Consider the following 12,836-nt stretch of genomic DNA (forward strand, 5'->3'; position numbering starts at 1 on the left):
CACTCGGTGACGAACAGGAGGCGCGTGGCGGCGCCGCCACGGGCCTCCAGGCCGCGCAGCGCAGCGCAGCGCCGCGCAGCCCTAGAGCGTCAGCGACTCCCCCGGACGCAGCACGACGAGCGACCCGCCGGGCTCGACGGCCTCGCGGAGCCGGCCCGTGTGCATGCCGAGGCCGACCTCGGACAGGGTGGCCTCGTGGATCGGGTACGCCCGGGACGGCGCGATCGCGGCGACGTAGTCCATCATCTCGGCGACCTTGAGCCACGGCGCCCCGACGGGTGCAGCGAGGACCTCGACCGGGACGCCCGGGTCCGTGTAGGAGTCGCCCGGGTGGAACAGCCGGCCGTTCACGAGCACGCCGGTGTTGTCGACGATCGGCACCGAGGCGTGGATCAGCTGGTGCCGCGTGCCGTGGAAGGTGAGCATGAACGGGCCGACCGTCCGGTGGTCGCCGTCCGTGACGACGTCCACCGTGACACCCGCCTCGGCGAGCGCCGCGCGCACGCCCTCCGGTCCGATGACGACCGCACGGGGGTTGGCGTCGAGGATGCGCCGGACCTGCTCGGGGGTGACGTGGTCCGGGTGCTCGTGCGTGACGACGACGGCGACGACCCCGGACTCGTCGACCGGTCGGGTGAAGTTCCCCGGGTCGAGGACCAGCCGGGCGTCCCCCTCGGTGATGACCTGGCACGCGTGTTCGAGTTTGGTGACCTCCATGCGGGTGACCCTACGCGGGACCCTGCGGGCGGGGGCCCGTGGTCGCGCGGACGACCAGGTGCGCTGGTGCCGCCGCGATCGGGCCGGCGACACCGCCGTCGACCTCGGCGAGCACCGCCCGTGCAGCGGTGCGTCCCTGGGCCACCGGGTCCTGCGCGACGGTGGTGAGTCCGACGGTCGAGCCGTACTCGTGGCCGTCGATCCCCATCACGGACACGTCCTCCGGGACCGCGAGTCCGACTCGACGTGCGGCCAGCAGGACACCGAGGGCCATCTCGTCCGAGGCGCAGAGCACCGCCGTCGGTCGCTCCGACGCGGGCTCGGCGAACAGCACGGCCCCGGCGGCGGTCCCGCCGGCGAACGAGAACCGGCCGTCGAGGGACCACCGTTCCGGCACGGCCTGTCCCGACGACCGCACGGCGTCGAGGAACCCGTCCCGTCGCAGGTGCGGCACGGCGACGTTCATGCCGGCCTCGTCCTGCCCGCCGACGTAGGCGATGCGCCGGTGGCCGAGGCCGTGCAGGTGCTCGACCGCGATCCGGGTGACCTCGCGGTCGTCGACGCCCACGTTCCGCAGGCCCGGTGCCGGGCCGCCGATGACGACCATGGGGTGCCGGCTGAGTTCGAGCTCGGCCCGTTCGGTGGCGTCGAGCACCAGGGAGAGCAGGACGAGGCCGTCGACGCGGTGGCGCAGCATCGAGCGCCGGAACGCCCGGTCGCGGTCGCCACCCGGGCCGCCGAGGTTGTAGAGGACCAGGTCGTACCCGGCCTGGCGGAGCTCCGCGTCGACACCGCCGAGCGCCTTCACGTAGAACCAGCGGTCGATGACGGGCACGACCACCCCGACGGCGCGCTGGCGCCCGGTGGCGAGGCCGGCCGCCGCCGAGCTCGGGACGTACCCGAGTTCGTCGGCGACCCGCTGCACCTGCTCGATCGTGGTGTCGGCCACGTTCGACATGCCGCGGAGCGCCCGCGACACCGTGGACTTCGACAGCCCCGTGACGGTCGCGATCTCCTGGATCCCCATCGGTGCGACCCGGGAGGCCCGTCAGCCGTCCGTGCCGTGCGTCACGTCCGCCGGTGTGTCGGGTCCACCCCGTCGGGCCGCCACAGCGGGCACGCCGCGGTCCGCCCGGCGTTGCGGGACCCGTGCGGGGCGCGCCGGCCGTCGTGCAGCCGGTGCGACCTCGTCCCAGCCCGCGTGCTGGTGCACCCGTCCGTCCGCGCCGGGTCGGGGTCGGCGACCGGTGGGGTCGGTGACCGACGTGTGCACCGGGGCGACCGCGGGAGCAGCACCGACGCCCCGGGGCACGGACGCACCCGTGCCGTCCTGCGGTGCGGTCCGGCGGAGGACGGCGACCCGCCACCGGTCGAGCGCGACGACGCCGAGCACGCACACGAGCAGGGTGACCGCCCAGCCGAGCGCCGGTCGCCCGGTGAGCTCGCAGAACACCGTGACGCCGAGGAACAGGACGCCGAACATCCCGACGAAGCCGATCGACTCCTCGATGTGGGCGGTGGGACGGGTGGGTCCGCGCTGGGCCATGGTCGTCAGCCCTTCACGCCGCCGGCGGTGAGCCCCGCCACGATGCGCCGCTGGAAGATCAGCACGAGGATGACCAACGGGATCGTGACGATCGTGCCGGCGGCCATCACCGCCGTGTAGGGCTCCTGGTGCGGCTGCGACCCGGCGAACGAGGCGATCGCCACGGTCACCGGCTGGGTCGCGTCGCTCGACAGCTGCGACGAGATGAGGTACTCGTTCCAGCTCGAGATGAACGCCAGGATCGCCGTGGTGAACACCGCGGGCGCCGCGAGCGGCAGGATGATCCGCCGGAACGCCTGCACCCGGGTGCACCCGTCGATGCGAGCTGCCTCTTCGAGGTCCCACGGCATCTCGCGGAAGAACGACGCGAGCGTGTACACGGTCAGCGGCAGCACGAACGAGATGCTCGGCAGGATGAGCGCCTGGTACGACCCCATCCACCCGATGTCGGTGAACAGCTGGAACAGCGGCGAGATGAGGGCGACGCCGGGGAACATCGACGCGGCCAGGATCGCACCGGCGATGAGCGACTTGCCGCGGAACTCGAGCCGGGCGAGGGCGTACGCCGCCGTGGTGCCGACGAGCAGGGCGATGATCGTCACGACCCCACCGATGAGCAGGCTGTTGGCGAGCGCCCGACCGAGGTGGTTGCCGAGCGACGTGGAGAACGCCGTCGCGTAGTTGTCGAGCGTGACGTGCGTCGGCCACGGGGTGGCGTCGAACGTGAACCCGACGTCGCGGAAGCTCGTCACCACCATCCAGTAGAACGGCAGGAGGCACCACACGGCGATGACGATCGCCTGCACGGCCGTGCGGATGCGCGGCCCGGTGTCGCGGCGGACGCGCACCTCGGTGCGGTCGACGGCGCGGTCGCGTGCTGCTGCGGAGGACCGCGGGCGGTCTGCTGCGAGGGTCACTTGAGTTCACCCTTCTGCTGGGCGGCCTGGGTCTGCACGACGTTGGCGCCGAGGAACCGGACGAAGACGAACGCCACGATGAAGATCACCAGGAAGGTGATGGTCGACAGAGCCGACGCGGAGTTGAAGCCCTGCCGGATCTGTTCGACGACCAGGATCGACAGGGTCGTGGTGGCGTTGCCGGAACCACCGCCACCGCCGGTGAGGATCGCGGGCAGGTCGTACATGCGCAGCGCGTCGAGCACGCGGAACAGGATCGCGACCATCAGCGCGGGCTTGATCAGGGGCAGGGTGATGAGCACGAAGCGCTGGAACGTCGACGCGCCGTCCATCTTGCCGGCCTCGTAGACCTCCTCCGGGATCAGCTGGAGCCCCGCCAGGATGAGGAGCGCCATGAACGGCGTGGTCTTCCAGGTGTCGGCGATGATGACCGCCCACCGGGACGCCCACTCGCCGCTCGTCCACAGGATCTGCTGCCCGAGGACGTGGTTCAGCACGCCGTTCGCGTCGAAGATGAAGTACCAGAGCTTCGCGGTGACGGCCGTCGGGATCGCCCACGGCACCAGGATCGCGGCACGGACGAGTGCGCGGCCCTTGAAGTTGCGGTTCATGATGATCGCCATCCACACGCCGATGGCCGTCTCGAACGCCACGGTGACGACCGTGAAGAAGAACGTGTTGCCCATCGACACCCAGAACTGCGAGCCGAGGCTGCCGGGCGGGCACGTGACGTTGCCGCACTGCTGGCCGAGCCAGTGCGCGTAGTTCGTGATGCCGGCGAACCCGCCCTGCACGAACAGGCCGGTGGCCTTGTCGAGGCCCTGGTCGAGCTGGAACGACTGGATGATCGCACTGACGACCGGGTAGCCGATGACGATCGCGAGGAGCAGGATCGTCGGGCCGATGAGGTACACGGCCCACCGGCCGTGCTCGGCGTTGAGTCCGCCCTTGCGCCGCCGGCGCTTCGGTTCCGTGCCCGTCGGGTTGGGGATGGCTGCGGGGATCTCGGTTGCTGCTGACACGTGTCGGCCTCCTTGCCGGGGGTGTCGGAACGCAAGTAGGGGGCGGACGGGAGGCCCGTGGCGGACCCGCCACGGGCCTCCCGTCCATCAAGCGGCGTGAGCCGCTAGCTGCTGGTCGCCGACTTGAGGGCGTCCTGCATGTCCTTCATGGCTTCGTCGACCGACTTCGATCCCTTGAGCGCCGCGTAGGTGTTGTCCTGGATCGCCTTCGTGACGGCCGGGTAGAACGGCGTGACCGGGCGCGGCTCCGCCGACTCGATCGACTTCAGGAGCGTCGGCAGGTAGGGCAGCTGCTTCGTCAGCTCGGGGTCGGTGTACAGGTCACCGACGACCGGGGCGAGCGAGCCCTGGGTCGCGAAGAACTTCTGCGTCTCGTCCGAGGTCAGGAACTCGAGGAAGTCGTGCGCCGTGGCCTTGTGCTTCGAGTACACGCTGATCGCGGCGTTGTGTCCGCCGAGCGTGGAGGCACCGACGCCGTCGGCACCGGGGATCGGCGCGATGCCGAAGGTGTCCTTGACCTTCGACGAGCCGTCGGTCTTGGCGAGGCTGTAGACGTACGGCCAGTTGCGCAGGAACAGGAGCTTGCCGGCTTCGAACGCGGTGCGGCCCTGCTCCTCCTGGTAGGTGATCGCCTCGGCCGGGATGTTCCCGTCCTCGAACGCGTCCACCAGGTTCTGCAGGCCGGCCTTCGCCTTGTCGGTGTCGACGTCGGGCGCACCGTCACTGCCGAGCACCGAACCGCCGGAGCCGTTGATCGCCTCGGAGGCGTTCACCGTCAGGCCCTCGTACTTCGCGAACTGCCCCGCGTAGCAACCGATGCCGGCGTCCTTCGCGATCTTGCAGTCGTCCATCATCTCGTCCCACGTCGTCGGGGGCGTCTTGACGAGGTCCTTGCGGTAGTAGAGCAGCGCGCCGTCCGAGGTCTGCGGAGCGGCGTAGAGGGTGTCGTTGTAGGTCGCGGTCTTCACCGTCGACGGCAGGAGCTTCGAGGTGTCGATCTCCATGTCGCCGGTCAGCGGCGTCAGCCAGCTCTTCGCGGCGAACTCGGCGGTCCAGACGACGTCCACGTCGACGACGTCGTAGTTCTCGTCCTTCGCCTGGAAGTGCTGCACGAGGTCGTCGTGCTGCTGGTCGGCCTGGTCGGACTGTTCCTTGAAGGTGACCTTCTCGTCCGGGTGGGCCTTGTTCCACTTCGCGATGAGCGGGCGGACGACGTTCGAGTTGTCCTTGCCCTGCACGTAGGTGATGGGGCCGCGGCTGTCCTGGCCGCTCTTGGCGTCGTCCGATCCGGCGCCGGAGCTCCCGCTCGAGCAGCCGGTGAGCACGAGGCCGATGACGGCGACCCCGGCAACGGATGCGAACCGCACCCTGGAGCGTGTTGTCTTCACAGCGTTGTCTCCTCATTGAGATCACCAGGGGGCATCGACCGGGTTCGACGACACTGCCCTGGAGCAGGCGCCGCTGCCTGCTGGTGGAGGAAGCTACGCCCGGTCCAGCGGGAGCGCAACCGGTTGCATCGGTTCCGTGACCTGAGCGTGACCCATGAGGTTCCCGTGGCTTCCTGGGTGAGCGCTCACCCTCGTCTGGGGCACACGCACCGCACTGCGGAACCCCGCACGAACCCCGCCACTGCTGGTCCGCTCCGTTGTCCGGACACCGCGGGCGGTCGTAGCGTCCCGACCATGACCCTGCACTCCTCCGTCACCGTGCCCGGCCCCCGTCGGGTCGTCAGCGTCGACCTCGACGCTCCGCTGCCGCGCCTCGTCGCCGACGAGACCGGCGAGTCCGCCATGGTGATCGGCTACCGCGGCGGCCACCCCACCGGCACCCTCGACGTGCTGCTCACCGACGACCCTGCCGACGCGGCCCGCGCCCTCGAGGCGCTGCAGGAGACCGTCCTGGCCGACGTCCCCGCGGTGTCCGACGACGACCTGCCGACCATCTCGGTCGTCGTGTCCACGGTCGTCGACCGCGTCGAGGACCTCGGCAAGCTGCTCGACGTCCTCGAGCACCTCGACTACCCGCGGCACGAGGTCGTCCTCGTCGACAACCGCGTCCGCGTCCCCGCCGGCGACGCGCTGCCCGCGATGCTCGCCGGGCGGAACGTCCGCCTCGTCGAGGAACGCCGCCCCGGTCTGTCCGCCGGACGGAACGCCGGTGTCGCCGCCGCGACCGGCGACGTCATCGCCTTCACCGACGACGACGTCCGCGTCGACCCGCAGTGGCTCCGCGCCATCGGGTCCCGGTTCGTCAGCGAGCCCGGCCTGGACGCCGTCACCGGCGTGATCCTGCCGAGCGAGCTCACCACCCCCGCCCAGATCTGGTACGAGGCGTACTACGGCGGGTTCAGCGCCGAGCGCACCTTCTCGCCCGTGACGATCGTCCCGGACGACGTGCAGGGCACCATGCGGCACGCCCGCGTCTCGGCGGTCGCCCCGTCCGGGGAGGTCCTCAAGCACTTCGCCGTCTACGGCATCGGCGCGTACGGCGCCGGCGCGAACATGGCCTACCGTCGCACCCTGATCGAGGCCGTCGGCGGCTTCGACCACACCCTCGGCGCCGGCTCCCCCGCCCGTGGTGGCGAGGACCTGGCGATGTTCATCGAGACGCTGTGGCGCGGTGGGAAGATCGGCTTCGAGCCCCGCGCGGTCGTGCACCACCGGCACCGCCAGACCATCGAGGACCTGCACAAGCAGCTGCACGGCAACGGCGTCGGCTTCACCGCCCTGATGTTCGCGCTCGCCGCGAAGGACAAGCGGCACGTCGCCGTCCTCGCCCGCCTGATGCCGCTCGCCGCGAAGGTCAAGTCGAAGCAGATGCTCTCCCGCCTGGCCGGACGCCGGGACGCCGCGACCGAGGTCACCAACGACGCCTCGACCACGCGCATCCCGAAGACCCTGGCGTACCACGAGCTGCGCGGGTTCCCCGCCGGCCCGGCCGCCTGGTTCCGCAGCCGACGCCGCTGGCGCGACGTCGAGGCCGGCCGCTTCCGGCCGTAGTCGCGCGGCATGACGGACGGGAGGCCCGTGGCAGTGTCGCCACGGGCCTCCCGTCCGTTCTGCCGCGCACGTGGAACGCGACAGAGCACGCGTCGATCGGCGCGTGCTCTGTCGCAAAGCCGGTGCCGGCGTGCCGGTGCCGCCCCTCAGCGCGCGGTCAGCCGCCCGGCCACGTACCGCCACGGCCCGCCCAGCGCGGCCGTCAGCTCGGCGCGCTTGAGCCCACGCGTCGCCTCGGTGAACTCGGCGTCGACGGGCCAGCCGCCGCTCGCGTCGACGGGGCGCTCGTCGGCACTCTGCCCGAGGGCACCGAGCCGCCGGAGCGCGCCGGCCGCACGCCGCAGCACCGCGAACGCCGTCGAGGGCCGCAGCACGAGTTTCGTCACCCAGGCGCCGAGCCCGGTGCCGTAGCCGATCGCCTGCGAGCGCAACGCGGCACGGTCCTTGCGGTGCTCGTGCCAGACGACGGCCGAGGGTTCCACGGCGAGCGCGCCACCGGCGAGCAGGACGCGGGTGAACAGGTCGGGGTCCTCACCCGCTCGGGCGCGGGTGCCGGGGCCGAGAGCGACGTCGAAGCCCCCGAGCTGCCGGACGGCGTCGCGGCGCACGGACATGTTCGCGCCGGTGCCGAACGCGCCGACGGTGAAGGGGAACAGGGGCTCGTCGACGGGCGGGGCGGACGTGCGGTACACCCGGCGCTCGAGGTTCCGCGCCCAGGTCACCCGCTCGTCGAAGAAGCGCTGCGTGGGGGTGCGGAGCTCGCCGCTGGGGACGAGTCCGGTGACGCACCAGACGTCGGCGTCGCGCTCGTAGGCGGCGGCGATGGCCGCCATCCAGTGGCGGTCGACCACGACGTCGTCGTCGATGAACGCGACGATCCCGCCGGTGGCGCGGGCCAGTCCGGCGTTGCGGGCCCGAGAGACGCCGGCACGTGCCTCGAGGACGTAGTGCACGCGCGGGTCGTCGACGGCGGCCACGACGTCGCGGGTGCCGCTGGTGACGGGGGCGTTGTCGACGACGAACAGCTCGAAGTCGTCGTAGGCGGAGTCGAGGACGGAGCGCATGGCGCGCGCGAGCGCCACGGGGCGCTCGCGGGTGCCGATGACGACGGAGACGCGTGCGCCGTCCGCAGGGGCGTCGACCGGGAGGCCCGGGGCCGGCAGCCGACGCAGGGCCGGTCCCAGCTCGGCCGGGTCCACCGCCCCGCGGTCGTCGACGCGCACGTCGACGAACCCGGCGACGTCGCGGCCGTCGCGCACCATGAGGCGGGCGCGGCGGAAGCCACCGGCGCCGGCGAGGTGCACGGTGTCGGCGGCGAGCGCCGCGGACCGGTCGACGGCGCCGACCCAGGCAGCTCCGACCCAGGTGGGGGCGTCGGGCGAGGGCATCGCGGGGTCGAGCGTGAGGGCTCGTTCCGCGGTGGTGGTGTGGTCGGTCATGGTCGTCCCGTCGGGCCGGTCTGGTCGGGTGGACGTGGCAATGCTCAGCGCGCTTCGACAGGGGGTCAACCGCGATGCTCGGAGGATGCGGGGAGGCTGCGGTTTGCCGCCACTAGACTCGCGGGAGACGCCGGTCGACCCGCCGGTGCGACCCCGGTCCCCGCCGGACACGAGGAGGACGCATGCCGCTGGCCCGAACGATGGACCGGCTCGGCCTGACCAGGCGTCCGCGCCCGACGTTGCACCTGGTTCCGGACCCCCACGCGTCCGATCTCGTCGTGGTGCACCTCGATGCCGACGACGCCGCGTGCGGCACGTGCGGGCACGCCCAGGCGGCACACGAGCACTACCGTCCGGGCACGGACTGCGCGCTCTGCGACTGCCCGAAGTTCCGCCGCGCCCGCTGACGCGATCCCCTCGCGCGATCCCCCTCGCGCACCCCTCGATCGGGGGGGGCACCTGCGGGAAACCGCCGTTCCCCCGCAGGTGGTCCCGACCTCCCTTGTCGGTGCTGCCGGGCCCGCTTAGCGTCGCGGACATGGCCATCACTCCCACGCCACTCGCGTGCATCGTCCTCGCCCACGAGGACCCGACGCACGTCCGTCGGCTCGTGGCGGCGCTCGACCCGTTCCCGGTGTTCCTGCACTGCGACGCGAGCACCGACGACGACGTCTTCGAGGCGATGACCGCCGGCCTGCCCGAACGGGTGCACGTGCTGCCGCGGATGCGCACCGGATGGGCGAAGTGGGAGAACGTCGCGGCCGAGGTCGCCGGCTACCGTGCTGCCCTGGCGCAGACCGACGCCACCCACGTGGCGTTGCTGACCGGCAGCGACTACCCGTTGGCCGACGCCGACGAGATCTCGGCGCTCCTGACGGCGAACCCCGGGCGATCGTTCGTCGAGGCGAAGCCGCTCCCGCACCCCGCGTGGGGTCGCGACGGCGGTCGGTCGCGCGTGCGGTTCCGGCACTGGGCGTGGCGGAAGCACATGCTGCGCCTGCCGGTCCCCCGTCGGGTCCCGCGCGACGTCGTGTTCGGCGGCGGCTCGCAGCTCAAGGTCTTGGCCCGGCACCACGCGCAGGGGGTCGTCGACGTGTTCGACGGGCGCCCCGACCTGGTGGCGTTCTGGGAGCGGGTGTGGATCGGCGACGAGACCTTCGTGCCGTCGGTCCTGCTGACCCCGGCGTTCACCCCGGACTTCGCGGACGCCCACGCGGCGCAGCCGCTCTGGTGGATCGGGTGGGACGGCACGAAGCAGAAGAGCCCGCCGTGGCTCGGGATCGAGGACGCCGGCCGGGTGCTGGAGCGTCGCACGGCGGCTGACCAGTCGACCCCGTACGTGTTCGCCCGGAAGTTCTCGACGTCGCGGAGCGCTGACCTGCTCGACGTGGTCGACGCGACCTTCGGGCTCCGCACGTCCGCCGATGACCAGCCGGTGGTGGTGGCGCAGTGACCGTCCCCCAGACGCGACGCGAGGCGCGTGCGGCCGAGGCGGCTGCGGTGGCGGCACAGCCCGACGACGACGAGCTCGAGGCGTCCGTGCAGCCCGCAGCCCCCGGCGCGCTGTCCACCGACACGGACTCGATCGCCGTCGCACGCGGCTCGTCCGTCCTGTTCGGCCGCGGTCTGCTCTACGTGGTCGTCTGGTCGATGCAGCTCGTCGTGAGCTCGCTGATCTCCCCCGTGCTCGCGCACCTGATGCCACCGGCCGAGTTCGGCGTGCTGGCCTCGGCGATCGCGCTGTACCAGGCCCTGGTGGTCGTGGCCGTCTGCGGCATCGACCAGGCATCGGTGCTGCAACGCGCCGAGGACGGCGACGACCGGCGTGCCCGCGGCTTGATGTTCGTCGGCATGGTCACCGCGGTCACCGTCACCGTGTTCGCCCTGGTGTCGATCCCGCTCTGGGGCGACGCCGCGGGCTTCGTCGACCAGCACCCCCTGCTGCTGGTCGCCGTCCTCTGGACCGGGCCCGCCGCGATCGTGCAGCTGTCCCTCGCGCTGCTCGTCGCCCAGGACCGCATCCGCGTGTTCGCCGTGACGAGCCTGCTGTCGTCCGTCGGCGGGTCGATCATCGGCCTCGGGCTCCTCGCCGCCGTGCACGCCGACGCGACCACGTACGCGTGGGGCGGGGTCGTGGCGCAGGGTGCCGCGATGGTCATCGGCATCATCGCCACGAAGCCGCGCGTCCGCGGTCTGTTCGACCACCGCACCACGAACCGGGCGTTCAAGCTCGGTGTCCCGATCGCACTCGGCAGCCTGTCGTACTTCGTCCTGAACGCCGGTGACCGGCTCGTCGTGCAGCGCCTGCTCGGTGCCGACGAGGTCGCCCGCTACCAGATCGCCTACGTCGTCGGCTCCGCGGTCATCCTGCTGCTGACCTTCACGAACCAGGCCTGGGCGCCGCACTTCGCCGCCCTCCGCGACGCCGTGGCCCGCCGCCGGCTCGCCATGCACGCCCGCGACGAGCTCTACATGCTGCTCGCCCCCGTGCTCGTCGCCGTGACGCTCGTGTCGCCGGTGGCGCTGCCGATCCTGGCCCCGGCGTCGTACCGGGTCGAGTCCCTCACCATCGTCGTCTTCGTGGTCGCCCTGACCGCGTTCCCGGTCGTCGCGAGCGGTGCGACCGGCCGGCTCCTGCTGGTCGAGCGCCGCGGGGTGACGGTGGGCGTCATCGGCGCCGTCGCCGGCGTCGTCAACATCACGGCGAACCTGGTGCTGGTGCCCCTGACCGGCATCGTCGGCGCGGGCATCGCCACGGTCATCGCCTACGCCGTCCTCGCCGCACTGCAGCAGGCCTCCCTGCCGGATCGCCGTGAGTGGCGCGGCCCCCGACGCCGAGTGCTGCTCGCCATCGCGATCGCGATCCTCGTCGCTGCCGCCTCGCTCCTCCCGCCGCAGGACCTCGCCTGGAACATCGTGCGCGTCGTCGGCGTGGCCGCGTGCCTGCCCTGGTTCTTCCGCCGCCTGAAACTCGCTCGCGGAGGATCCGCATGACCCGTCCCACCCCCCGTCCGCTGCGTGTCGTCGTCGCCACCAACGGACTCGCCATCACCGGCGGTGTCGAACGCTGCGTCGTCGAGGACGTCGGCGAGCTCGTCGCGGCCGGCCACGACGTCGAGGTGTGGCACCGCGCCGGTCCGGACGGCGACCCGGATGAGGGCCGCGCGGTGTTCGACCGGACCGGTGTCCGACTGCGGCACGCCCGCGACTACCGCTTCGGCATCCGGACCGCCCCGACGGACATGTTCCGCTTCGTCCGTGAGGGCCTGCGCCTCCGCCGGTCGCGCCCGGACGTCCTGTGGCTGAACCGTCCGGAGTTCCTGCCGTGGGGCCGCGTCGTGTCCTTCGTGTCCGGCGTCCCCCTGGCCGTGCACCTGCACCACGCCCCGAACTACCGCCGTCTCGGCCCGTTCGCGGGGGGCCGGACCCGGTACCTCGCGGTCTCGGCGGCGATGGCTCGTGCCTGGACCGCCGTCGGCGCCCCGCCGGACCGGGTCGACGTGGTCCCGAACGGCGTCGACACCGCGGCGTTCCCCGCCGCCACCGGGGCGAGCACCCGTCGCGCGCGTGCCGCGCTCGGCCTCGACCAGGACCGCCCCGTGGTGCTCTACTACGGTCGGCTCACGCGCTCGAAGGGCGTGCTGGCCCTCCTGGAGGCGTGGGGGCGCGTCCACGCGTCGGCCCGCGTCCTCGTCGGGCCCGGCACACCGCCCGCCCCGGCTCCGGTGCTCGTCCTGGCCGGTGCGCTGTACCCGCAGGACGCCCCCGCCGTGCACCGCGCGATCGCCGCGTTGCCCGAGGGCTCCGTGGTCGTGGTGCCCGAGCGCGACGACGTCGTCCCCCTGCTGCACGCCGCCGACGTCGTGGTGGCACCCTCCATCGAGCCCGAGGGCTTCGGCCGTGTGGTCGTCGAGGCGATGTCCACCGGACGCCCCGTCGTCGCGGCGGCGTCGGGCGGCACCGCCGAGATCCTCAGTGGCGAGTGGACGCGGTTCACCGTCGACCCCACCGAGACCGCCGCGCTGGCCGACAAGGTCCTCGAGGCGCTGCACGCGGCCGGCACCGAACCCGGTCTGGCGGACCGGTGCCGCGCCTGGGTGCGGGACCGCTACGGCCGGGAGCGGCACGTCGCGGCGCTGCTCCGGGCGCTCGAGGCACACGCGAAGCACTGACGACCTACGACGACTGAACGGTGC

The 12,836-nt window shown here is 72.5% G+C and carries 12 protein-coding genes; 5 read left to right on the plus strand and 7 right to left on the minus strand.

From position 1 onward, the window contains the following. Positions 1–81: 81 nt before the first annotated feature. From DEJ05_RS07775 to DEJ05_RS07800, 6 genes are all read right to left on the minus strand, one after another. Positions 82–717 (minus strand): MBL fold metallo-hydrolase, encoded by a 636-nt coding sequence (locus tag DEJ05_RS07775; protein ID WP_111110141.1) that lies wholly within the window; start codon positions 715–717, stop codon positions 82–84. A gap of 10 nt (positions 718–727) precedes the next feature. Continuing rightward, positions 728–1,744, minus strand: a complete 1,017-nt coding sequence (locus tag DEJ05_RS07780; protein WP_111038539.1) for a LacI family DNA-binding transcriptional regulator — start codon at positions 1,742–1,744, stop codon at positions 728–730. A gap of 21 nt (positions 1,745–1,765) precedes the next feature. Next, entirely contained in the window at positions 1,766–2,263 is a 498-nt protein-coding gene (locus tag DEJ05_RS07785; RefSeq protein WP_111110142.1) for a hypothetical protein, read from the minus strand. 5 nt (positions 2,264–2,268) lie between these two features. Beyond that, a complete protein-coding gene (locus DEJ05_RS07790; RefSeq protein ID WP_241660376.1) occupies positions 2,269–3,111 on the minus strand; it encodes a carbohydrate ABC transporter permease in 843 nt (280 codons plus the stop codon). Positions 3,112–3,176: 65 nt separating this feature from the next. Further along, the gene (locus tag DEJ05_RS07795) at positions 3,177–4,202 is read right to left on the minus strand and encodes a carbohydrate ABC transporter permease (RefSeq protein ID WP_111110143.1); all 1,026 of its coding nucleotides are present in this window, start codon (positions 4,200–4,202) and stop codon (positions 3,177–3,179) included. A gap of 104 nt (positions 4,203–4,306) precedes the next feature. Next, the gene (locus DEJ05_RS07800) at positions 4,307–5,590 is read right to left on the minus strand and encodes an ABC transporter substrate-binding protein (protein WP_111023949.1); all 1,284 of its coding nucleotides are present in this window, start codon (positions 5,588–5,590) and stop codon (positions 4,307–4,309) included. A 294-nt stretch (positions 5,591–5,884) separates the two neighbouring features. Here DEJ05_RS07800 and DEJ05_RS07805 point away from each other — a divergent pair, with 294 nt between their 5' ends. Further along, positions 5,885–7,201 (plus strand): glycosyltransferase family 2 protein, encoded by a 1,317-nt coding sequence (locus DEJ05_RS07805; RefSeq protein WP_111110144.1) that lies wholly within the window; start codon positions 5,885–5,887, stop codon positions 7,199–7,201. Between the two features lie 146 nt (positions 7,202–7,347). Here the strand turns inward: DEJ05_RS07805 and DEJ05_RS07810 are convergent, their stop codons facing one another. Beyond that, positions 7,348–8,640 carry a glycosyltransferase family 2 protein gene (locus tag DEJ05_RS07810; RefSeq protein ID WP_111103493.1) on the minus strand — a complete coding sequence of 431 codons (1,293 nt, stop codon included), beginning with the start codon at positions 8,638–8,640 and terminating at the stop codon, positions 7,348–7,350. A 182-nt stretch (positions 8,641–8,822) separates the two neighbouring features. Here DEJ05_RS07810 and DEJ05_RS07815 point away from each other — a divergent pair, with 182 nt between their 5' ends. From DEJ05_RS07815 to DEJ05_RS07830, 4 genes are all read left to right on the plus strand, one after another. Continuing rightward, positions 8,823–9,047: a hypothetical protein gene (locus DEJ05_RS07815; RefSeq protein ID WP_111029125.1), complete on the plus strand. Its 225-nt coding sequence runs from the start codon at positions 8,823–8,825 to the stop codon at positions 9,045–9,047. 131 nt (positions 9,048–9,178) lie between these two features. Further along, complete coding sequence (locus DEJ05_RS07820) at positions 9,179–10,093, plus strand: beta-1,6-N-acetylglucosaminyltransferase (protein ID WP_111029124.1); 915 nt, start codon at positions 9,179–9,181, stop codon at positions 10,091–10,093. Next, positions 10,090–11,634: a lipopolysaccharide biosynthesis protein gene (locus DEJ05_RS07825; protein WP_111029123.1), complete on the plus strand. Its 1,545-nt coding sequence runs from the start codon at positions 10,090–10,092 to the stop codon at positions 11,632–11,634. The genes DEJ05_RS07820 and DEJ05_RS07825 overlap by 4 nt, the downstream gene beginning before the upstream one ends. Next, complete coding sequence (locus DEJ05_RS07830; protein ID WP_111110145.1) at positions 11,631–12,812, plus strand: glycosyltransferase family 4 protein; 1,182 nt, start codon at positions 11,631–11,633, stop codon at positions 12,810–12,812. The genes DEJ05_RS07825 and DEJ05_RS07830 overlap by 4 nt, the downstream gene beginning before the upstream one ends. Positions 12,813–12,836: the final 24 nt, after the last annotated feature.

Origin of the sequence: Curtobacterium sp. MCLR17_045 (assembly GCF_003234405.1) — a bacterium.
GTDB classification, from domain to species: domain Bacteria; phylum Actinomycetota; class Actinomycetes; order Actinomycetales; family Microbacteriaceae; genus Curtobacterium; species Curtobacterium flaccumfaciens.